Here is a 22094-nt window from a genome sequence, read left to right as displayed (position 1 = left end):
GATTATGAAGAAAGCGGGAAATATACTTATCGTGCTGATTGCGGTTGCTGTAGCCGTTTCTATTGCAGTCTTACTGGCAAGGCCGCATCAGAAAACGGCCGTGATTGTGAGAAATCAGATTGAATCAAACCTGTTTGCGGGTGCCGTGCTGACTGAAACAGACATGCTTGTCGTTGGAGATCTCGGAAAAGCATATCTGAGTGCAGATGCGGGAAAAACCTGGCATGAAATTCAGACGCCGACAAGGGCTGCTCTTCTTGATCTGAGCATGAGCGATGATAAAAGCGGATGGGCTGTTGGCCAGTCAGGGGTAATACTGCACACGACAGACGGAGGGAAAACCTGGACGGCCCAGAGGTCGGGAGTTGAAGTTTCCCTGCTCGGAATACATGCCCTTGACGCATTAAATGCATGTGCAACGGGCGCTGACTCGACCGTGATTATTACTCAGGACGGCGGCGCAACATGGATCAAGGCATCCCGTCCGGGAGAAGAACAGGCAAAGGAAGGACAGCCCCCGGCTGCGGGATTCAACCTCTTCGGGGTTAAAATGATCGATGCAGACACGATCTGTGTTGCAGGCTACATGGGAAGGATTTTTCTGACAAAAGATGCAGGGAAGTCGTGGGCTGAAATAAAGTCACCATTGTATGATTCTGAAAATCAGGTCGGCAGGACAATATTTACATTGGCCGGTGGAGCAGGAGGGGGGCTTGCCGCGGCCGGAGTCGATATGGCGATTTTATTGTCTGAAGACAATGCCCTGACCTGGGCTGAAACTGACACCGTAGTACATGAGCCTGAAATATTCGGCATAGACCTTGAAGGCCGGACCGGTCTTGCCGTGGGTTCAGCCGGAACAGTTATTGTCTCATCAGATGCAGGCGCGACATGGAAAAAGATTGGTATTCCGGAAATTTTGAAACGGGCCTGGCTGTCGGGAGTGGATCTCAGACGTACCCCTTCAGGCACAAAAGGCCTCATTACAGGCCAGTACGGAATAACAGGTGTTTATGAAAACGGGAATGTCTCATGGCAGATCCCTGTGATCCCGGAGGTTCAGTGATGAAAGAGAACAATACTCCGGTTAAGGCAGTGCTCGGCGCATTGATTTACCAGTTCAGGATTCCTGTCTTTGCTGCGGTTTTGATCGCATGCGCCCTTTGCATGGTATTTCTTAAGGATGTAAAACTTGACGAAGACCCTATGGCAAGCATGTACCCTGACGGGCACCCTTTCCTGAATGGTCTCAAGCCTATTGAAAAAATGGCCCCCAGAACCAATATGCTTGTCTGCCTGCTTAAAGCGAAAAACGGCGACATCTACAATACCGTTGCGATCAATAAAATAGATGAAATAACAAAAGCCCTTATGGACTGCGAGGTAATAAATCCGACCTCGGTTACCTCGCTTACAAAGGGGATGGACAATTATATATTCACTGCAAACGGCCTTAACATCGCATCGGTCATGGGAAGCACCTGGCCGGAAACCCCGGCACAGTTTGAAGAACTCAAGGAAAGAGTCGCCACAAACCCGATGGGACCAGGCAAGTATGTATCCTATGACGGCAAGGCGGTTATGATCACGGCAAACTTCATGAGCGTGGAGCAGACGGCCCAGTCTGCGTGGCAGCTGCTCGATGACAAACAAAAGGCCGGCAGGACATTTGAAAAATACAAGGCTGATGCAGAGGGCGAATTCGACCCGAAGCTGATGAAGAAACTCGATGAACTGAAGAAAAAAGTGAATGATAAGAATTACGAGCTTCTGTTCATGGGTGAAGAGGTCATAAAGGCCGACATGACAAGGATGGGCATGACACAGATGCCTGTTGCAGGCGGGTTGATGTTTGTCCTGATGATAGCAATGGTGGCAGTCTATTTCAGGAGCTGGCAGTCTGTGCTTATCTCGATAATAGCAATGATATTCCCCGCAGGAGCCGGACTCGGCCTCTTCAGCCTTCTCGGAAGAAGCTTGAATCCGATGGCGGTCCTGTTCCCGCTGACAATTGCAATAACGAGTGTGGCGGCTTCGGTGCTGGTCATGGACGGTTACTACAGGGCCGTATCAGAGGGAAGCGACAGGATATCGGCTGTCATTGCATCATGGGGAAAGGTCCCTGCCGGTCTGGCTATAGCAGCGATATCATTTCTCGCGCTTTTGGCTGCAAAGGTTATGATTTTAAGAGAGTTAGGCATTATTGGTGCGATCAGTCTTTTGATGGTGCTTGCTGTTACATGCCTCGCCGTGCCTGCGATTGCCTCGATCCTGCCTCAGCCTCAAAATAAGCCGCGCTCCTGGGAAGGGATTTCCTCGGCGCTTTCACCGACAGGAGGAATAAAATACCTGGCAATTGCTGTTCTTATAGCATTGTTCGCCCTTGGCGTCTTCTCGGTCTATTCAAACAAGTCTGGAGACAACATCCCGGGGTCTTCTTATCTATGGTGCACTAATCAATGGAACAAGGCTTTCAATCTCTTTACGGAAAAATTCATGGGTCCTAATCAACTCCTTGTCTATGTGAAGGCAAAGGAAGAAGGCGGTCTGTGCAAACCGGAAGCCCTTCAGGATATAAGCGCTTTCAGCAATTTCCTGAAATACCGTTCAGGGGCCAAGGACTCAATTGCATTTGATTATATGATTGAGATGGCCCGTTACACCATGAGCGACGGCAGCCCGAAGTGGCAGACGCTGCCCGAAACTGACCGGGAAGGAAAAGGCCTGGGCGGTACGGTGACCGAAAACAGCGATGTAAAGGAATTCATTGACTCTTCATATACGCAAGCGACAATCTCGCCGTTTTTCCCTTACAGGGATAGAGAAAGCATCAACGAATATGCAAAACTGATGCAGGAATATATCGATGCTCATCCGTCTGAATCAGTTACATTCTCCCTTGGCGGCAGTATGCTCGGCATGACAAAACTGATAAATGACGGGATTGAAGGCAGCTTCAAGGTAATACTTGCGGCAATGGCGGCAATAATTCTGATCCTTTCAATACTCCTGTTCCGCTCATTAAAAACGGGCGTTTTTTATTCTGTCATTGTGATGATTTCCGGGATGACGGTTTCAATGAAGCTGTTATTCATGGGGATACCTCTTTCCATGCCATTTGCAGCAGTGGCGGCGACAGGAACAGGCGCAGCTGTTGTGATTGTTTCAAAGGCATTGGACAGGAGAAAGACCGGAGTAATCCTTTTTGCATCCGTACTCGTGTTGTTGATGTGCCTGCCCTGGTTCTTCATAGGAATGAGGTTCCAGGCGCTCATGATAATGGGATTTGCGGTTACAGCAATATCTGGCGGGATATTCGCCATGCTTTTCTTACCGGTTTTATTCACAATGAATACTGAGGAGGTGGCTGAAAATGAAAAAACTTAGAATAATGTTTTTGATGTTTATTCTTGTTCTGCTTGTCCAGGCTCAGGCTTATGCCTTCTGGACTGACGAATCAGGCAATTACAAGATGATAGGCAAGGCAAAGTCCCAGGCGACATGGCGCACGGAGGATACTCCTGTCAACAACCCTATTCCCATTGAAAAAGGCGACCTTATCAGCCAGAGGAATCTTCTGCTTGCTGAATTCAGCGGCGATTTCGGCGACCTTGGCAAAGGCTTCAAGTCGAAGTGTTTTCTCCAGGGCAGAGTTTTTTACGACGGAGCATATGATTACGGCGCAAAGATACTGACAACCGACGGTGATTATTATGACGTAAACAACCCTGACAGAAATTATAACCAGAAATGGAAAGAGGCAACTGGAGATTATGAGCACCAGAGGCGATATTACACCTATGACAACCGTGACCAGATCAATCACCTGAAATGGGATGTTGATCTGTACATGGCATATGTCGATTTTATGAAAGGCGGGGCATTCTGCCGGCTGGGGAAGCAGGTTATGGCATGGGGCGAGATGAGTACGCTCAGAATTCTTGAGGGACAAAACCCTCTCGACACATCATCGCTTGCAGTCGACCTTCTTGAAAGGCGCATACCGCTCTGGATGGCCCGCGCCAATTATGCGTTTGCCTATGTGGGTCCCTTCGATTCGATGTCCTTCGAAGCGTATTATGTACCCGGAAAGATTGACAATACCTATGAGGAACCCATGATTGACGGTTCTCCGATTCTGCCCAGTATCGGCAGAGATACTGTGGATGATTATAAAAATCCTTTTTCAATGGCATCGCTCAAGCTCAATATGAACCAGGTGAACAGCGACATTGATTCCGACAGATACGGTCTTAAGGCCGGCTTTGTATTTCATGGGCTTAATCTGAATCTGGTATATTACAGAATGTATTCTGATATTCCGGTTGCTGTTATCAATTCGGATGCCCTCCAGCCCGTTGTCATCTATGATATAACACAGGTGAATCCCAAGAACCCCATGGGTTCGATACTTGGAGGACAACTGCTTGAAGTGGATCTTACACGTGATAATGTCAACGTTTATGGAGGCAGCTTCAACTACCAGATGGAAGCAATAAACACCGTATTCAGAGGCGAGTTCGCATATTTTTCGCAGGTACCGTATATGACGCCGGGCAAGCTTTCGGATATGGTGGACCAGTTCAACCCCAAAATAACAATATACTTTGATGGACAGCCTCACGACGTGGTATGGTTTCTAAACACATTCTACAAAAAAGACCTTGAAAACATAGATAAAATGATTCTGCCGTTTTCCACAGGCGAAGTAGAAAAATACGATGTGATAAAATACGGTATCGGAATAGACAAGTTCTACAATTTCTCATGGCTTGCACCGAAAAAACATATCCCTGTCATTTCTGATATCATTCCCAGTGATGATGTGATGTTCAAACTCGAATATGTCGGCAGCAAGATACTCGGATGGAAAAAAGACCATCTGCTTGAACCGTGGTACGAACCATGGGATGATGACTTCGACGGTCAGTTTGATGTTGTTTATTATCCGGAATATTCGAACACTTTTATATTAATTACAAGGCTTTCGTACCTGACCGCAAACCTTGCACCGCAGCTTGTCGTGATGTATGAACTTGAACCGCAGTCTCTGGTTTTCATACCGTCTGTTGCATATACTTACAGGAACTGGGATTTTGAAATCAATTATTTTTTCTCAGGGGCAAACAATTATTCAGGCACTCTCGGCATGATGGACAGGAGGGATGAATTTAGCATTATGGCTACCTACAACTTCTAATATATCCAGACCCTCTCCCTGTTAATGGAGAGGGTCTAGGTGAGGAATCGTAAATGCCGAACGGTTACATGGGCAGGATTCTCTGGGTGGATCTATCGTCCGGGACTTTTACCGAGGAAGCGCCGCCCGAGGAAATCTACAGAAAACATCTTGGCGGTTACGGGCTGGGCGCATACTACATCTATTCCAGAATGAAAGCGGGCTGCGACCCTCTCGGTCCCGATAATATCCTTGGTTTTTGCCCCGGGCTTTTCACAGGCACCCCGGCTCCTTTCACCGGCCGTTACATGGTCTGCGGCAAGAGTCCGCTGACCGGAGGATGGGGAGATGCAAATTCAGGCGGACATTTCGGACCGGTCATTAAACAGGCAGGCTATGACGCCATATTTTTTACAGGGGCATCCGATAAGCCGGTCTATCTGTTGATAAATAATGATAAAAAAGAACTTTGCGATGCTTCGGACATCTGGGGAAAAGATGTTGTTGAAGCCGAGGAAAGCCTTATTTCAAAACACGGAAATGGATTTAAGGTTGCTGTAATAGGTAAAGGCGGAGAAAATAAAGTTCTTTTTTCCGGCATTGTCTGTGACAGGGGCAGGATAGCGGCCAGAAGCGGGCTCGGGGCTGTGATGGGCAGCAAAAATCTCAAGGCGCTGTGCATAAGGGGCTCGGCCAGAAGAGATTATGCAGACAGAAAAAAGGCTGTAGAGCTTTCCAGGGAATACAATCAGATGCTGAAATTCACCATGACGAATCCTGTTATCGGAATGATGATGGCAGTCGCGGACAATTTCACATTTTTCATGAGACTTTTCAGGATCGGTTTTGATATTGCAGGCAAATTCCAGGCATTTGCACCTCTTCTGTTCAGATATTTCCTGCACAGATGGGGGACGCCCTTTGCGACCGTTATAAGCCATGAAACCGGGGATACCCCCATCAAAAATTATGCAGGTGATGTAAAAGATTTCAAAAAAAAGATTTCAAGGAAATTGAATAAGAATGCAAGCCTGCCGTACAGGACAAAGGCATATGGATGCTTCGGGTGCCCTGTTCAGTGCGGTGCCATATTAACCGTGCCTCAACTGCACTACCATGAAAAGGAGACGCACAGACCTGAATATGAAACAATAGCGGCATTCGGCGGACTTATACTTAACAGTGACTTTAAAGTAATTATGGAAATCAACGAATACCTGAACCGTGAGGGAGTAGATTCCATATCAGCCGGAGGTGTTGTTGCATACACAATTGAATGTGTGGAAAAAGGGCTGCTTGCAAAAGAGGATTTCAGGTGCAGAGATTTCCCGGAAGGGTTCCTTCCCGGATGGGGAAAAGCAGAGACTATACTTCCGCTGCTCAGGCTCATTGTCAACAGGGAAGGTATCGGTGACCTGCTTGCAAATGGTTCAAAGGCCGCGTCAAAGATAATAGCCGGCTCCGAAGAATTTGCAGTTACCTCAGGGGGCCAGGAGTTGCCCATGCACGATGCACGCAAGATGCCCGGACTGATGCTGACCTATGCGGCTGACCCGACCCCGGGCCGTCATACTGCAGGTGGCGTGGATTTTATTCTGATGGGTTCAGCAAACCGGTTTGCAAAGGGCATAAAATTCAAGACGGGAAAAGATCCGGAAGCAAAAGGTGAAGGCCAGGCCCGGGCGGTGAAATTCAAACAGGCATTCAACTCTCTGGGATTCTGTGAATTCAGCGTATGGTGCGGCATGTATCCATTATGGGAAATGTTCAGCGCGATAACCGGCTGGGATATCACGCCCGAAGAGCTTCTTGAAACAGGCTGGCGCATTCAGACGCTGCGTCAGCTGTTCAATGACCGCGAAGGCGCTTTGAAAATAGATGTCAATATGCGCGCATTGGGCATCCCGCCCAGAAAAGACGGCGTGCACAAAAACGTCACAATCGATATTATTCCATTCATTAAAGCCTACTACAGGCATATAGGCTTTGATGAAGACGGCAAACCGGATAAAAGAACCATTGAAAAACTGGGGCTTATCTAAAGTAAAGCAGCCATAGACGATAAGGTATGTTTATCAATTCCACCCTTAGCAAGTTTTGACTGAAAAACGACCACCTGGGATTATCGTTATTTAAATCTGCTGAAATCAACCCCGCGGTTTTTGCCGCGCTCTTCAAACCATTCATTTTCAGTAATGGGCGGTATGCTTATTTCCACTTCGGGTTTTCTTACAAGCTTTATTGCAAATGATGGACAGGTCGATATGCAAAGCCCGCAGCCGATGCAACGGTCCCTGATAACCTTGAAGGAATCACCTTCTTCAATAGCCCTCACCTGACAGCGCTCTGAAGCGCAAATGCCGCACCCTGTGCAGGTGCCCTGGTCAATCTCGGCATAATACTGGGAATTGACAACGGATGAAGCCGGGATGCCGTATCTCTCAATCGAACCTAAAATTCCGCAGCAGCATGAACAGCAGTTGCAGATGTAAAACTGTCCGAACTGTGTGTTGGCGGTCAGGTGGACAAGCGCCTCCTCTTCTGATTTCTTCAAGATTGAATATGCCTCTTCACGAGAGATTACCCTTCCCTGCTCGTCGTTCTCAAAAATGCCGGGAACCGGTGCAATCGCCATGCATACCCTGACAGTCCTGTCGCAGGGCTTGCCCAGAAGCGACTTCTTCTTTTTGCAGATGCAGTCCATAATCCTGAATGACTGGCCGTGTTCTATAATCGAGGAGACCCTTTCCCAGGGAAGAGCAGTCTGTATAGACGGGATATCTTCTTCTACGGGAAGCACCTGCATAAGCTGAGGTCTTATTGAGAAGAACTGTTTCGAATATTCCTCGAACTCATCCGCAAGCTCGGCCATCTCTTTATCAAGGCGGTGCAGCTGGAATTCAAAGATACCGAAGACCCAGGGCATCATTTTGTACCACCTTGTGTCTTCGAAATTAATTGAAAAGACCTGGCCATCCCGCCTCATGGTTTCAAGAAGTTCGCTTGTCTGCGAGAGGTCTCGGCCTGTACGCGAGGCGATCTCAGCTGCCGTCTCCATGGTAAGCCTCAGTTCGCAGAATAGTCCTGCCTGTTCAGGCGTGAATATCTTTTTGAGCAGTTTTATCTCAACACCGCTCTTGGTTTCCGGAAAACCGTTGGGAAGCGTATCCAGAACGCATGCGAGTTTCTTATAAGTTTCGTCGGCTACTATCTCTTTTTCCATGAAATCTCTATTCCATCGCTTTGTCCGACCGCCGATCTCAGAAGAGATATGAGTTCGGGACTTGCATTGCTGTCTTCAATCAGGTCAATCGTGTCGGGATTTATAAAATAGTCGGTATCGGTCTCGGATTCTTCAACAAGAACTTTTTCAAGCAGCAGAAGGTCTTCTTCTGTAATTGTTCCAATGAAGGAGTTGTTGTCCTTATTATAAAGTTTGATCATCTTTGCCTCCTGGGAAATGGGATAAAAAACATATCGGGATTCCTTGAAGAAGGCTTAAGCAAAAATTGTATATTTAAGGCGGCAGGACAGGCTGTCCCGCCGCCTTTCTTTCAGCCGGCTGCAGTACTTATAAAACAGAGCCCGTCAACAGGAAGTTTTGAGGCGTCGAGATCGCCTACCGCCATTTTCATATAGCAGTTTCCCGAGTTGTCGTATTCCACTTCTCCTGGATCAATGCCCGGCCTTGGCAGGATGCCGAAATCCGAAAGCGCCAGACTAAGGCTGAGATCGGCTTTCCCTCCGGTAAATCCCGAAATAATAAGCGGGAAATATGAACTGTGGTCAAACATGCTCATGTCCATGTTGTCTTTCATGATGTGAATGTGGCATTTGTCGTATTGGGGAGAAAGCATCAGATCGAGATATGATGTCTTGCTGTCGGAATGGAAACCGGCCTCGAATGCTATTGTCACATCAAGAGATAGTTCCGTCCTTGCCCATGATGTCCCATTGGGCATAACCTCGTATACTGTCAGGCGAACATCGTTTACCGCCACCCTCTGGTTCGCCAGGTCAAGGGCAATGCCGCCAGGGTTTATTTTAACGTCCAGTGTCATCGAATTGTTTGGGTCATCCGGTGAAAAGAAATCGGTAAGTTTCTGGATATCTTTTATTTCGATGGAAAATCCGTTCATCACGGCAGACAGCACCTGATTAAGATTGTAGTCTGAAAGGGCAAGCCCTATGTCCGTATTGTCACCCTGAAGTCTTGTCAAATCCATTTTAAGAGTATTCGTTGTGTCTTCAGTAACTGACGGCCATATGTAATTGCCGTCTTTGTCTTTTTTAACTGTTCCGGCAGGAGCGGAATAAAGGCTGCCGCTGAGTAAGGCATTGTTTTCCGTGGTTGAGTCCGGCTGTCCCTTCAGATTCAGGAACATGACTGAGTCAAGCTTAAGTCCTGTAAGGATCCCAGCAAGAGGGTCTTCGCTGTCAGGATCGGCCGGTCCGGCAAGGCCTGAAATCATGTCCGGTATATTAAATCCAAGGGCACCTACAGAGATGCCGTTAATATTGATCCCCTTTCCTAAAATCCCTTTGAGGATTGCGCTGATTACGGAATTTAAAATATTACCGCTGCCGCTGCCGCCGGTTATATTCTCAAGCCCGATGAACAGGCCCCTTGTTTTTTTGTTCATGTCGGTTATGGCGACATCACAACCTATGCTTCCGAGGTCTACATGGATGATTCCATTCCCGCCTACTACAGGTCTCAGATCCTGAATCGACACACCTTTTATCTGCTGGGCGATCATGGGATTGACAACCTTGATGGCCTGTTTCAGCATGTATTTGCTCAGCGATATACCCAGGCCCTTATCTGCAAGCATGTCAAAAGGCGCTCCCATTCCATCTTCGGTCCTGACTACAAATTTTTCCTTTGATGCAAGGGCGTCTTCATAAATGACCTGAATCAGTATAGGGCAAGTGAGGAGATAATCGGCGGGGGCAAGCTTGTAATCACAGACATAATAACCGGAATCCTTATCAGGCAGGGCCTCCACCTGATAATCAATTCCGCCGTCGCCTATGAAAACGCGCTCGGGGGCGACTTCACCGTTGACAATCCTCTGTGTTACAGAAACACCGAATTTATGCTTTCCAGGGGCAAGGAAATCGCCATTTGACACCTTCACAAACCCGTATTTATTATATCCCGTCTGTTTCCAGACATATAACGTTATTGTCTGCGCTTCACTGAAATCAACTGCTTCCACTGATGCGCCGGGATCATAAAACGATTCGTCTTTTGCAAGCTCTTCATTGTGATTGGCCCCACCGCAAGCAGCGAATAACATTGCCGTCAGAATAAACAGAACGAAAAGCAAATATCGCATTATCTTCATACTGTCTCCTCAAGACTGATAAATTGTCTGAATTAAAATTAATAATTATTATATTTCATAACAAATAATTGCATGAACCATGCCTAATATATATAATTAATTAATAATTAAATTCAAGCAGTTGTTAAGCATGGGTGGTCATTCCAACTCGATTCATGTTTAATGTGGAAATATTTTTCCCCGCATTCTGAAATAAGTTACATCCGGACTTATCATTATACAAATAACATGTTTTACCTTGACAAAAAAGGGTCTATTTGTAAATTGGTAAGACCATTTGTTTTCATGAAAACCATTAAACGGAGGTTCCGGTGAAAGGCGCAAGATTCGAGCCGATAGGATTTTACAAGGACTCCCTGCTGAAAACGATGAATGAAAAGGGAATCGACGCTGTTCTGCTGACTACTCCTGAAAATGTTATGTACACGACAGGATATCCGTGTCTGCCCGGAAGCGGTAATCCCATTTTGTTTGCGCTTCGAAACCAGTTACCGTTCCTTTCTTTCATTGAACCTGACGGCAGAGTAACGCTCGGCTGCTGGATAGGTGCGGTGCTGGGCGATGTTGAGTTCGGATGCGATCATATCGAGGTCTGGGCCGACAGGGCCGGCGCCCATTCAACCCTTAATAATTTTTTTTCCTCAAAAAACCTTTCAGGAAAGACTCTCGGCATCGAGTCAGGGATGCCTGTTTATCTGAAGGACTTGATTGTTCAAACAGCATCAGACGTTAGGTTCATATATGTCGATGATGTCATGGATTCACTCAGACTGATAAAATCGGTCTATGAACTTGATATGATTATAAAATCGACCCAGATAGCGGAAAAGGCCATGCAGGAACTGATTGCTGAAGTTGTCAGGCCGGGCATAACAAGGCCTGAACTAATTCAGGAAGCCAAATGGCGCATGATCAAAAACGGGGCGACAGGCATCGGCCATGTCACGATTTCATTCGGCACATCGAATCCGGAAGTGTCCATAAATGAAACTCTCGGAGAAGGTCAGCTGGTGGCCATTGACCTTGGTGCAAGCTATTACGGCTATCTCTCTGATATAAGGAGGCATGCCTTTACAGGAGATGTGCCCGAAGAACTGAGAGCGCTAAATAAAAAAATGAACGCTATCGTGGATGAGGTAGGCAGATCCCTTGTCCCCGGAACAACGTCCGGACAAATCTATGAAATGGCCGTCAAAATCTATGAGCGTGAAGGCATGATTCCGCTAATCGTCACAGCGGGGCATTCTATAGGCCTTATGACCGAAGAGTCCTGGCTCTATGGAGGAAGCGATTTTGAATTGAATCCCGATATGGTGATCAATATCGAGCTGTATTACAATTATGCCGAAGGGGTGGAAATCGGAGATGAAGAAACTTATATCATAACGGAAACAGTACCTCATAAGATAACAACTCTTCCGGCAGATATAATCAGTGTACGATAGTCAGCGGACCGGAGAAGCCTTGTGAAAGTAAAAAAAAGTACCGCTTTTAAAGAAATCCAGCCTGATAATCTTGCGCAGAGAATCCTTTCGCTTATAAGGGAAAAGGGCCTCAAGAGAGGTGACAAACTCCCTCCGGAAAGGGAACTGTCATCGATTCTGAACGTCAGCAGGCCCTCGCTGAGAGAGGCCCTCAATGCCCTTAAGCTCATGAACATAATAGAAAACCGCCAGGGCTCGGGGACGTTTGTTTCGTCTCTTACTCCCGAAAAGCTTGTAGAGCACCTTGACATCGAATTCGCACTCGACGATTCCACCTACGCGAATCTCCTTCAGGCAAGAACGATACTGGAAGCCGGGATGGTGGCCCTTGCGGCGGAGAATATCTCCGACGACGAAATACATGAAATCGAGAAGTGCCTTGACGAGGCCCTCAAGGTAATCGATGACCCGGAAACATTCATGGCATATGATATTGATCTGCACAGGCGTATTATGGAAGTTGCAGGAAACAGGATCATTCAGGCGTTCATGCATTCAATAGACAGGATCAGCATCTACAGCAGGCGGAGAACCGGCGACGACATGGAAGTCCGCAGACAGGCTGTTGATGACCACAGGGAGATTGTGGCGGCGCTGAAGGCGCATGATCCCGATGGGGCACGAAAGGCCATGATCGCACACCTTTCGCATGTGGGGAAAAAATTCAACCTGCAAAATCTTTCATGACCGCAATTTCAACAGGGCCCCAAAAATCCTGAATCACAGCCCCATGATGCGTTTTGTCTCTTCCTTGCTGTCGCCTATCTTGTAAGGGATGAATGCGAGAAGCCCTATGAGGCAGGAAATCGAGCAGACGATCCAGACCACACGTATGCCTAGAGGATTCTCTTTGCTGTAGCCGAAAAAGGAAAATATCCCCACAAGGATAAGAGAGCATAGCGCCCAGCCGGTCTTTCTGACTATCCCGTAGAGGCCGTAATATATAGCCTCCCTGCGCCTGCCGCTCTTGAGTTCATCGTAATCCGTGAGATCTGCAATAATGCCGAGCGAAGCCGTAAACATGCCGCCTATGGGAATTGCGGCAATGGGGAATATCAGCATGGCCTGGACCAGTGGCGAGAAGAAGGGCAGCCTGCCGATGAAGAAACTAAGTGAAAAGCCCAAGATCATAAGGATTATGATAATGCGGAAGATATTTTTCTTCGAATACTTTTTAAGAAGGAGATACCACAGCGGTGACGAAGCCGCGATCATTATGATCACCTCAGCCATGATCAGAGACGCATCCGCTTCCTTTTTGCCGAGGATAAGGGTAGTCAGATAGGGCACATTCATAAGCATTAGCTGATAGGTAAGCTGAACCATCATTATCATTCCGGCGAAGGAAAGGAACTGCTTATCTCCGAAAACCTCTTTCATGACCTTGAAAAAACCGGGCATGTCCTCTTCGGGGGGCGGTGAATGGCGCTCCTTGATGCCGAATAGGGTGAGTTCGCCGGCTATGAATGCCGGAATGCCGAGTAAAAGCCCCATCATGAATGGCCCGTATTTGGAGAAGAGCGGACCGGAGAGGCCACCGCCCAGAAGTGCCCCGATTACGCCGATGGCGACACCTATCGATGCAATCTTCACCCTGTCTTCATTCTTCCTGCTTATTTCGGGCAGAACGGCAAACCAGGGAATGAGCACCCCCGTATAGGCCCAGTAGTAAAAGAAAAGAACTGCAGCTAGAAAGATTACATTCGTTATGCTTTCTCCTCGCACTGGGGGCATCCATACCAGGATGAAAGTGAGAAAGAGAAAGGGGTTTGCAATGAAGATGTAAGGCTTTCTTCTCCCCCAGCGGGATTTGGTGTGATCACTCCAGTAACCCACAAGCGGGTCATTGAAGGCATCGAGGATCCTGCCGCCTGCCAGTATTATCCCTATGGCGGCCAACGGTATATAATGAATCGCCGAAGAATCTTTCGGCGGAGTATAGAAGTACGGAAGCCATGCGTAAAGCACGGTATCGTACACGTTGAAGGCAAAGCCTGCCAGATTGTAGAGGATGATTTCCTTCAGAGTTACCGGCATGAACTCTTGAACTGCATGCCTGTCGGTCATGTCTTCTCCCGGACTTTTTGTCAGGATGCGAGCAGCCGCTTTACCAGCTCCACTCCGGATTGTGCATCTTCCCCATAACCGTCTGCACCTATCTCATCGGCAAACCGCTGGCTTACCGGCGCACCGCCGATGATGAATTTATAGTTATTCCTGAGCCCTTCTTTTGTGAAGGTGTCGATGACCTGTTTCATTGCGGGCATGGTCGTGGAAAGCAGCGACGACATGCCGATGATGTCCGGAGACCACTCCTTTGCCTTTGCAAGAAAGTCGTCCGCCTTGACATTTACGCCCATATCCAGCACATCGAAGCCGTTACCCTCAAGAAGCGCGAAAAGAATATTCTTGCCGATCTCGTGGATATCGCCTTCCACGGTTCCCAGAATCACCCTGCCGCGCGAGGTATAATCGCCTTCCTTGAGCTTTGGCAGGATTATCTTGAACGAATTGTCATAGGCCTTTACGCACATGAGCACGTCCGGGAGAAAATAATCCCCGTCCCTGAAGAGTGTTCCAACCCGGTCAAGTGCCGGAAGAAGCGCCTCTTTTAATATTACCTGAGCTTCTGTGCCTGAATCGAGAAGCTTTATGGCAAGCCCCTCCGTGATATCGGCATCCATCTGTACGATCGCATCTTCAAGTTCTTTTAACGTAGTCTCTCCCATGACATGCCTCCCTTATCTATTCAGCTTTCCCATTCAGCCGCATAAAAATCTTCCAGGCTTCTCGCCTTCACAGAATCCACATAGGCGTCAATCTCCATTAAAAGCTTCGGGTCCAGCTGCCGCTCTTTATGTGTGGCGATGATCTTTTTGGCTTCTTCTCTGGCGTTATTAATCATTTCTCTGCTTCCGCCTCGTTCCCATACATCGCGTTTGTCTCTATCCGCCAGTTTCGGAATATAATGTTCGCGCCTGAAGTTTTTCTGTGTATGGTCTTGCATGAGGTAGTTTCCGTCAGGGCCCACGGCCTTGATGACCTCGGCCGCCATGGTGATGTCGCCCACCTCGATGCCTCGCAGCGCCCTCTCGATCTGTCCGATGATTTCGTTGTCGATTACCGCCAGTTCATGCGCGCCTGCCGTGGTGGATTCGATGGTGCCGACACTGGTGATATAGTTTGCACCGCCGAGGGCAGCAAGCATCATCGAGCGCTCGCGCTCTATGCCGCACTGCATGTCCAAGGTCTTGGCCTCGGTGCCGCCCGCTGCGGCCCTGCAGGGAACTCCGTAATAATGTGCCATCTGTGCAGAGGCGGCGCTGATGAGGCCCATTTCAATCGCGCCTAATGCTACGGTTCCGCGCCGCATCTCGGCAATGGTCGAAACCGTTCCGTACATGACCGGTGTACCTGGATTGACTGCCTGGGCCATAACGATATACGCAAGTATTTCCGCGTTGTGCTGGGCGAGAAGCCCCGCAATCGTTACAGGAGCTGTTGTGCCGGCCATGGCCTCCGGCGACATGAGAGCGGGCTGACCCCATTCCGCAAGTACCATAAGCCCCTCGAGCTGTATCTGTACCGAGGAAAGAGGGCTTTGAATGCTCACGATGGCGATGAAGGGGTGCTGTTTTTTAAAGTTTTCCCTTCCACCCATTATCAATGACGTCATTTCCATCATGTCTTGCGTGGGCATGACGCCGTAGGCACCCATTCCGAATGACTTGGTGCTGTGCCTGGCCCAGGCCCGCATGGCCTCAACGTGGATTGTCTGCATCGGGATGTCACCCGGCCAGATGTCCATCTGGCTGGAGACGATATGCTCAAGGCCGTCGAAAAGGATGATGTGGTTGACGACATCCTGCAGGGTCGCCTGACGGTATTCCCCCGAGTAAAGATCGTACATGTTCACGGCTGTGCCCAGTCCCCCGAAAACTCTTGTGTCCGGATTGACGGGCCAGCGTTTTGACGGATCCGCTCCGCAAAGGATATACTCCCTTGGTGCCTTCTTAACAAATGCCTGAACGATATCTGGACGGAATTTAACGATTTTTTTAGTTTCATCAACCGTGCATCCTATATCGCGAAGGATTCCTCTCAGTTTTTTAAGTTCGACCTTGATGCCGGTGTTTTCGAGGATGTCCAAGGATAGCGCATCGATCTTTTTAATTTCGGATTCACTCAGGAACTCCAGTCTGCCTGGCTTCATTGTAACCTCCGTTTCAGTATTTCAAGAGAGTATAGCGCACTGATAAATCAGTAAATATGCATATATCTAAAAAGTCAATTGTTTAACCTTTTTTCGGGTTGAATATTCTGCTCAGGAAATTACCCTTGATTCTAATCGCCGCTTCGGGGCAGACTTCTATGCAGCAGAAGCAGCGTATGCATTTTTCATAGTTGAAGATGGCGACCGTGTCACCCTTATCAATGGCCTTTGCCGGGCAGATCTGCCTGCACTGATAACACAGGGTGCATTTGCCCTCTATCGGCACCGGCCTTTCAACCATAAGCCTCTTAAGCAGATTGTTCAGCCATTTAATTTTTTCCAGCCTGACGTTGAAGGGCATTGGCGCCGGCTCGAACTTGTCGAGCTTCAGCCTGTCGAAGGCGTTCCGGTCGAAATCTATTTCATTAAACCCTTTTTTGCCGAGGCCGCGCTCTGAGGCAAAGGACATGGTTTTAACAAACCTCGGATCGAATCCGACAAGGCTTGTTGCAATGAAATCGGCGGCAATGGCGTCTTCCGATACGATAACGGCGCCTATTTCCCTGGGTTTTCCTCCCGAGCCGGGACCGTTTCCCTCCATGCCTGTGATCGCATCCATCACATGTATGATACCCTTGGGAGATTTGAAAAGCATGCTCACCGCCTCGAAATAATCCGCCAGAAACTCGCAGAATATTTCCCTTTCATTGGCCTTGAAATGCCACTGGGTTTTGGCCATACCGGGTATCAGCCCGAAAAGATTTTTTTGTGCGCCGGTGATGTATGTGAGGCCGTGTGTCTTGAACTTGGGCAGGTTGAAGATGAAATCCGCACCGGTCACGCTTTTCATGATCTCGAAATTCTTGTATCTGCGGCCGTTATTGTTGGTGATTGTCATGCCTGCCTGCTCGAGGTCCACCTCGATGCCTTCTTCTTCGATGACCCTGTCATAACCAGAAACGCGAAATACCCTTGAAAGCGAATGGATTGCCGGGGATTCGATGAGGACCGGGAACGCGCCTGCACCTTTGATTATCTGTACAGCCGCCCGGAAAAATTCAGGATGGGTTATAATCGCCTGCTCAGGCTTGCTTGCAGACAGAAGGTTGGGTTTTACAGCTACCCTTTTACCCTTCAGGCTGGAAAGGTCGAATCCGATCTCATCAAGGGCCTTAAACATGGCTTGCTTGATAAGACCGCTGTCATACCTGCGAACTTCAATTATCGAAACCCTGGACATGTATTCCCCTGATTCTAAACACTGAACCTTATGTTCAGGATATCGCCGTCTTTGACGACATAGGTCTTGCCCTCTAGTCTCACAAGCCCTTTTTCCTTGAGGTGCTTTTCAGACCCGTGCGCCATTATCTCGTCATAGGTAAAACATTCTGCCCTTATGAAGCCTCTGGCAAGGTCGGAGTGTATAGTGCCTGCTGCCTCCAAAGCCGTCTCGCCCTTGTTTATGGTCCATGCCCTTACTTCGTCCGGACCTACCGTGAAAAAAGTTATCAAACCCAGAATGTCATAAGCCATCTGGGTAAGCCGGTCTCTGGCGGAGGATTTAATGCCCATATCATCCATGAAGAGCTGCGCCTCTTCGGCGCTCAGGCGGCAGAGCTCCATCTCGAATTCCCCTGCATATTCTATCGCCGGGAATATACTGTTTAGTCCGGTGAGGATTTTATCGTTCTTGCCGTAGGACATGTCATCTGAATTCAGGATTATGAGAGTAGGCTTGAGCGTCAGAAACTGAAAACCCCTGATCGATTTAAGCTCTTCGGCGGTGAAAGCTTCAGGGTCAGGCCTTTTGTCATTATTAAGATAAGAAACAATCTTTACCAGCGTAGCCCTTTCAAGATCAAGGGCAGGGGTTTTGCCGCCTTTTTTGCACTGGGCGTCAATGCGTTCAATTCTTGTCTCTGCGATGATAAGGTCGGAAAGCACCATGTCCGAAATAACGTTTTCCAGATCTCTCGCTGGATCATGGGTGCCTATGGATGCATCAAGCATCTCATTTGCAAAATTTCTGAGCACGATGGCAAGTGCATCTGAGGTTTTAATAAGGCCGAGTTCGCTCGCCGTAAAAGACTGCTTCTTGTCTTCATCCCTGGCAATGCCGACGAAGTCCATAAATTCGATGGTTGCATGGGTGGTCTTCTTGGGTTTGAACATTGCGCTCAGACTGTCAACCCGTGCATCAGCCACTTCCACTACCGAGATGTTGGGTTCGGGCTTACCCGATGTGAACGCCCCCGTCTCTGCATCCGAGCGTGTAATTGCATTGAACACGGTTGTCTTTCCCGCCTTTGCCAGTCCAATCAGTCCTATCTTCATGCAATCACTTTACCCCAATTTCACTCTTATATAAAGCAGGTTTCCTAAGATATTCTTGACAGACAATCCGTAAATACCTACGCTCTCTTTCGTAATGATTATGATGCACAAAAAAAAATATACTGAACAAAATTTATTGAAATTGATTTTTGCATTGCTGTTGTTTCTGATGTTGCCCCTTTCGACATGGGCCGTCTCCGAACCCGTTCTGAAAAAGGCTACCCTCATGCCGCTCTGGACTCCACAGGCGCAGTTTGCCGGATATTATGTCGCGTTGGACAAAGGGATATATGCCCGTTATGGCATAGATCTTAAAATTCTCAATGCAGGTCCTGGTCATGACCCTGTAAGGGCATTGAAGGACGGTTCTGCCGACTTCGCTATTCTGTGGCTTACGACTGCAATTCAACAGCGGTCTGCCGGTACAGATCTTGTCAATCTGGCTCAGATCATACAGAGATCTTCCATGATGCTGATTTCAAGAAAATCAAGCGGCATTCGGACTGTCTCTGATATGAACGGCAAAAAGGTGGGACTGTGGGGAGGAGACTTGTCCATACCTCCGCATGCCCTGTTTATTAAATACGGCATCAAAGTACGTGAGGTGCCCCAGAACGCCACCGTGAACCTCTTCCTTCGAGGCGGGATCGATGTCACATCCGCAATGTGGTACAACGAGTACCACACTATCATCAATTCCGGACTCGATCCTGAAGAACTGAACGTTTTTTCCATGAATGAGCTGGGGATGAATTTCCCGGAGGACGGCATATATGCGATGGAAAAAACCCTGCATAATGACCCTGCACTGGCCGGGGCCTTTGTAAAAGCATCTCTGGATGGCTGGCGCTATGCCTTTGAGCATCCCGAAGAGGCTCTGGACATAGTCATCAGACGCATGCGCGAGGCAAAAATACCCGCCAACCGGATTCATCAGAAATGGATGCTTGACCGGATGCGGGATATGATCATGCCAGGCACATCCCTGGGTGCTCCTGGCATTCTCAAAGAAAAAGATTATGAGGCGGTTTGCAGTTCACTTCTCAAGGCAGGCCTGATCCGGAGTTGCCCCTACTACGACGCTTTCAGCCGGAGGTCAGATGCCGGGGAAAAATAGTATCGTCACCAAGCTTGTCCTTGTTATCACGCTATGCAGCACGCTCATCTTTGCCGTAACTCTCGGCTACAACTATTACCGCTCCCGCGTCGTTCTAGAGAACGAGCTTGAAGCCAATGCGCGCAACCTTGCCATGTCTTTAGTCTATCATGTTGAAACCGAGCTTATCGGGGTTGCCAAAGTGACCGAAGGTGTGGCTAATTCACTTGAGTCCGGTCAGTACACGGAGAAGGAACTCCTTTCGCTTATCAGAACCACAGTTGAAAAGAATCCGGATATATACGGTTCAACAGTGGCATTTGAGCCCTATGCCTTCAGCCCCTCAATCCGTCTTTTTGCTCCCTACTTCTACCGGGATAAAGGAAAAATTGCCTTCAGCCGCCTGGAAGACTCATATCAATACGTACCGTATCTATACTGGGACTGGTACCAGATCCCGAGGGAACTGGGCAAAACCGAATGGAGCGAGCCGTATTTCGACGAGGGGGCAGGCAATACCGTCATGTCAACATGTTCGGTTCCATTTTACGGTGAAAAGAACGGGACAAGAATACTCAAAGGAATAGTGACGGCGGATGTCTCGCTGGACTCGCTTACGCAAATGATCTCATCCGTCAAGATACTGAAGTCAGGGTATGCAGCCCTTCTTTCACGAAACGGGATGCTGCTCGCACACCCCTTGAAGGATGCCGTCATGAATGAGACATTCTTCAGCATAGCCGAGGCGCGCAATGATGCTTCACTGCGCGAACTCGGCAAAAAGATGGTCAGCGGAGAGTCTGGTTTCATTCTCTACAACAGCCTTATGGGATTCAGGAGCTGGATGTATTACGCGCCGGTCCGTTCTACAGGCTGGACGCTTGCCGTTGTATTTCCAGAGGCGGAGCTTCTTGAAAATGTCAGGTGTCTGAGCATGACCATGGCGGCCATGGGTTTTGCAGGGCTCCTGCTTCTGGTTGCGACTGTCGTCTATGTTGCCAGCGCTATCATAAAACCTCTCCGTCTGCTGGCGGCTGCGACGGATGATATAGCTTCGGGTAACTTCGATGTGGAATTGCCTGCGGTCAGATCTAAGGATGAAGTCGGCGTGCTCACGCATGACTTTCAGGTAATGAAAACGTCACTCAAGGAATACATAAAGAACCTGACCGAAACCACTGCGGCAAAGGAACGTATACAGAGCGAACTCAGGATGGCAACCGAAATACAGGCCAGTCTGCTTCCACGTCTGTTCCCGGCATTTCCGGATCGTCCCGAATTTGACATTTACGCCTCGATGGATCCCGCCAAGGAAGTAGGTGGAGACTTCTACGATTTCTTTTTCATCGACGATACCAATCTCTGCTTCCTAATTGCAGACGTTTCGGATAAAGGTGTGCCGGCGGCCCTTTACATGATGGTGGCAAAGACCCTCCTTAAATCCGAGGGTCAGCGGCTTGGCGAGCCCGATCAGATACTTTCATGCGTGAATAACATTCTTGCCTCGGACAATGACAGCACCATGTTCGCTACAGTATTCTGCGCCATTCTTGATACTGTTACAGGAGTCGTACGGTTTGCCAATGCCGGGCATAATGCCCCGGTAATCATGGATTCTCAGGGGATAAGATACCTTACCCTGAAACCCGGTTTTGTGCTGGGCCCCATGCCGGGTATTGTCTATAAAGCCGAACGGCTTACCCTTAAAGCCGGAGACACACTTTTTCTCTATACCGACGGAGTGACGGAAGCGCAAAACATGGAACAGGAACTATACGGCGAGGAGCGCCTTTTAAATGCGCTTAAACAGGCACCTAAAGAGGATGTTACAGAAATGATCCATTACATACGCTCGGTTGTAACACTGCACACCAATGGCGCATCACAATCGGATGATATTACCATGCTTGCCTTGAAATACCGAAAAGAAGGGACTTAACAGGCTGTTGATTGAAGATGATGTTTTAGGATTGGCGTCATGTTGTGTTCAACATTTGTCCAGAGGAACGATCTGTTTTATAATAAGCCCGGATACTGCCAGGCGCATTTTTCGAGATACTTCAGCTAGGTGATTGTCAGGAGATCAGTAAACCCCGTGATCTCAAACACATTCATGATCGTTTTGTTGACATTTCTGATCTGCATGCACCCTTTTTTGTTCATGACCTTCTGTGCGGCAAGAATTACACGCAGTCCTGCTGATGAAAGATAATCGAGCGCCGAGAAATCAAGCGCCAGTTCCGTTATGCCGTCAAGAGAGCATTTCAATTCGGCTTCGAGCTGCGGCGCCGTTACGCTGTCCAGCCTGCCTTCGAGTTCGATGGTCATGCTGACTCCGGCCGTCGTTTTGTTAATTTTCATAAGGGCTCCTTGTTTGCGCGAATAGAGCATGAATCGCCCGGTTTTTAATATTTATTAATTAAGTGCGCTAAAATAT

Annotated in this window: 17 protein-coding genes; 8 read left to right on the top strand and 9 right to left on the bottom strand. The window is 48.3% G+C overall.

Going from position 1 to position 22094, the window contains the following annotated elements; genetic code table 11:
- The first annotated feature begins 4 nt into the window (after positions 1 to 4).
- From VIS94_09105 to VIS94_09090, 4 genes are read left to right on the top strand one after another with little or no spacing between them, the layout of a single operon-like run.
- Positions 5 to 1066: a YCF48-related protein gene (locus tag VIS94_09105; protein HEY9161231.1), complete on the top strand. Its 1062-nt coding sequence runs from the start codon at positions 5 to 7 to the stop codon at positions 1064 to 1066.
- Positions 1066 to 3387, top strand: coding sequence for a hypothetical protein (locus VIS94_09100; GenBank protein HEY9161230.1), 2322 nt, complete (start codon positions 1066 to 1068; stop codon positions 3385 to 3387). The genes VIS94_09105 and VIS94_09100 overlap by 1 nt, the downstream gene beginning before the upstream one ends.
- Positions 3374 to 5200: a DUF1302 family protein gene (locus VIS94_09095; GenBank protein ID HEY9161229.1), complete on the top strand. Its 1827-nt coding sequence runs from the start codon at positions 3374 to 3376 to the stop codon at positions 5198 to 5200. The genes VIS94_09100 and VIS94_09095 overlap by 14 nt, the downstream gene beginning before the upstream one ends.
- A gap of 53 nt (positions 5201 to 5253) precedes the next feature.
- Positions 5254 to 7221, top strand: a complete 1968-nt coding sequence (locus VIS94_09090) for an aldehyde ferredoxin oxidoreductase family protein (GenBank protein ID HEY9161228.1) — start codon at positions 5254 to 5256, stop codon at positions 7219 to 7221.
- Between the two features lie 86 nt (positions 7222 to 7307).
- Here the strand turns inward: VIS94_09090 and VIS94_09085 are convergent, their stop codons facing one another.
- The 3 genes from VIS94_09085 to VIS94_09075 form a co-directional block, all read right to left on the bottom strand.
- The gene (locus VIS94_09085) at positions 7308 to 8402 is read right to left on the bottom strand and encodes a 4Fe-4S binding protein (GenBank protein HEY9161227.1); all 1095 of its coding nucleotides are present in this window, start codon (positions 8400 to 8402) and stop codon (positions 7308 to 7310) included.
- Complete coding sequence (locus VIS94_09080) at positions 8387 to 8623, bottom strand: galactosyldiacylglycerol synthase (protein ID HEY9161226.1); 237 nt, start codon at positions 8621 to 8623, stop codon at positions 8387 to 8389. The genes VIS94_09085 and VIS94_09080 overlap by 16 nt, the downstream gene beginning before the upstream one ends.
- Before the next feature lie 110 nt (positions 8624 to 8733).
- A complete protein-coding gene (locus VIS94_09075; GenBank protein HEY9161225.1) occupies positions 8734 to 10530 on the bottom strand; it encodes a hypothetical protein in 1797 nt (598 codons plus the stop codon).
- Positions 10531 to 10841: 311 nt separating this feature from the next.
- Between VIS94_09075 and VIS94_09070 the strand changes: the two genes are divergently transcribed.
- Together VIS94_09070 and VIS94_09065 are read left to right on the top strand one after the other, a co-directional pair.
- Positions 10842 to 11975, top strand: a complete 1134-nt coding sequence (locus VIS94_09070; protein HEY9161224.1) for a Xaa-Pro peptidase family protein — start codon at positions 10842 to 10844, stop codon at positions 11973 to 11975.
- 21 nt (positions 11976 to 11996) lie between these two features.
- The gene (locus VIS94_09065; protein HEY9161223.1) at positions 11997 to 12701 is read left to right on the top strand and encodes a FadR/GntR family transcriptional regulator; all 705 of its coding nucleotides are present in this window, start codon (positions 11997 to 11999) and stop codon (positions 12699 to 12701) included.
- A gap of 33 nt (positions 12702 to 12734) precedes the next feature.
- On the opposite strand, the gene VIS94_09060 is transcribed toward VIS94_09065, so the two are convergent.
- The 5 genes from VIS94_09060 to VIS94_09040 all read right to left on the bottom strand — a co-directional run bounded on the left by VIS94_09060 (position 12735) and on the right by VIS94_09040 (position 18561).
- Positions 12735 to 14081, bottom strand: coding sequence for an MFS transporter (locus tag VIS94_09060; protein HEY9161222.1), 1347 nt, complete (start codon positions 14079 to 14081; stop codon positions 12735 to 12737).
- A gap of 20 nt (positions 14082 to 14101) precedes the next feature.
- A complete protein-coding gene (locus tag VIS94_09055; GenBank protein ID HEY9161221.1) occupies positions 14102 to 14743 on the bottom strand; it encodes a corrinoid protein in 642 nt (213 codons plus the stop codon).
- A 20-nt stretch (positions 14744 to 14763) separates the two neighbouring features.
- Complete coding sequence (locus tag VIS94_09050; protein HEY9161220.1) at positions 14764 to 16227, bottom strand: trimethylamine methyltransferase family protein; 1464 nt, start codon at positions 16225 to 16227, stop codon at positions 14764 to 14766.
- A gap of 82 nt (positions 16228 to 16309) precedes the next feature.
- Positions 16310 to 17467 (bottom strand): DUF362 domain-containing protein, encoded by a 1158-nt coding sequence (locus VIS94_09045; GenBank protein ID HEY9161219.1) that lies wholly within the window; start codon positions 17465 to 17467, stop codon positions 16310 to 16312.
- Positions 17468 to 17481: 14 nt separating this feature from the next.
- Positions 17482 to 18561: a DUF933 domain-containing protein gene (locus tag VIS94_09040; GenBank protein HEY9161218.1), complete on the bottom strand. Its 1080-nt coding sequence runs from the start codon at positions 18559 to 18561 to the stop codon at positions 17482 to 17484.
- Positions 18562 to 18730: 169 nt separating this feature from the next.
- Between VIS94_09040 and VIS94_09035 the strand changes: the two genes are divergently transcribed.
- Both VIS94_09035 and VIS94_09030 read left to right on the top strand, forming a co-directional pair.
- The gene (locus VIS94_09035) at positions 18731 to 19678 is read left to right on the top strand and encodes an ABC transporter substrate-binding protein (GenBank protein ID HEY9161217.1); all 948 of its coding nucleotides are present in this window, start codon (positions 18731 to 18733) and stop codon (positions 19676 to 19678) included.
- Entirely contained in the window at positions 19662 to 21596 is a 1935-nt protein-coding gene (locus tag VIS94_09030; GenBank protein HEY9161216.1) for a SpoIIE family protein phosphatase, read from the top strand. The genes VIS94_09035 and VIS94_09030 overlap by 17 nt, the downstream gene beginning before the upstream one ends.
- A gap of 125 nt (positions 21597 to 21721) precedes the next feature.
- Here VIS94_09030 and VIS94_09025 read toward each other — a convergent pair whose 3' ends face one another.
- On the bottom strand, positions 21722 to 22018 hold the full coding sequence (locus VIS94_09025; protein ID HEY9161215.1) for an STAS domain-containing protein: 297 nt from the start codon (positions 22016 to 22018) through the stop codon (positions 21722 to 21724).
- Positions 22019 to 22094 lie beyond the last annotated feature (76 nt).

Source organism: Desulfomonilia bacterium, from assembly GCA_036567785.1.
In the GTDB taxonomy this organism is placed as follows: domain Bacteria; phylum Desulfobacterota; class Desulfomonilia; order UBA1062; family UBA1062; genus DATCTV01.
Note: the sequence above shows the minus strand (reverse complement) of the source record. Positions and strands in the feature narration are given on the sequence as shown.

Excerpts from the sequence above, each read along its gene's own strand:
- VIS94_09050 (HEY9161220.1), bottom strand. The coding sequence starts at position 16,227 with ATGAAGCCAGGCAGACTGGAGTTCCTGAGTGAATCCGAAATTAAAAAG.
- VIS94_09090 (HEY9161228.1), top strand. The coding sequence starts at position 5,254 with ATGCCGAACGGTTACATGGGCAGGATTCTCTGGGTGGATCTATCGTCC.
- VIS94_09080 (HEY9161226.1), bottom strand. The coding sequence starts at position 8,623 with ATGATCAAACTTTATAATAAGGACAACAACTCCTTCATTGGAACAATT.
- VIS94_09055 (HEY9161221.1), bottom strand. The coding sequence starts at position 14,743 with ATGGGAGAGACTACGTTAAAAGAACTTGAAGATGCGATCGTACAGATG.
- VIS94_09105 (HEY9161231.1), top strand. The coding sequence starts at position 5 with ATGAAGAAAGCGGGAAATATACTTATCGTGCTGATTGCGGTTGCTGTA.
- VIS94_09040 (HEY9161218.1), bottom strand. The coding sequence starts at position 18,561 with ATGAAGATAGGACTGATTGGACTGGCAAAGGCGGGAAAGACAACCGTG.
- VIS94_09025 (HEY9161215.1), bottom strand. The coding sequence starts at position 22,018 with ATGAAAATTAACAAAACGACGGCCGGAGTCAGCATGACCATCGAACTC.
- VIS94_09045 (HEY9161219.1), bottom strand. The coding sequence starts at position 17,467 with ATGTCCAGGGTTTCGATAATTGAAGTTCGCAGGTATGACAGCGGTCTT.
- VIS94_09060 (HEY9161222.1), bottom strand. The coding sequence starts at position 14,081 with ATGACCGACAGGCATGCAGTTCAAGAGTTCATGCCGGTAACTCTGAAG.
- VIS94_09095 (HEY9161229.1), top strand. The coding sequence starts at position 3,374 with ATGAAAAAACTTAGAATAATGTTTTTGATGTTTATTCTTGTTCTGCTT.
- VIS94_09030 (HEY9161216.1), top strand. The coding sequence starts at position 19,662 with ATGCCGGGGAAAAATAGTATCGTCACCAAGCTTGTCCTTGTTATCACG.
- VIS94_09085 (HEY9161227.1), bottom strand. The coding sequence starts at position 8,402 with ATGGAAAAAGAGATAGTAGCCGACGAAACTTATAAGAAACTCGCATGC.
- VIS94_09075 (HEY9161225.1), bottom strand. The coding sequence starts at position 10,530 with ATGAAGATAATGCGATATTTGCTTTTCGTTCTGTTTATTCTGACGGCA.
- VIS94_09100 (HEY9161230.1), top strand. The coding sequence starts at position 1,066 with ATGAAAGAGAACAATACTCCGGTTAAGGCAGTGCTCGGCGCATTGATT.
- VIS94_09035 (HEY9161217.1), top strand. The coding sequence starts at position 18,731 with ATGTTGCCCCTTTCGACATGGGCCGTCTCCGAACCCGTTCTGAAAAAG.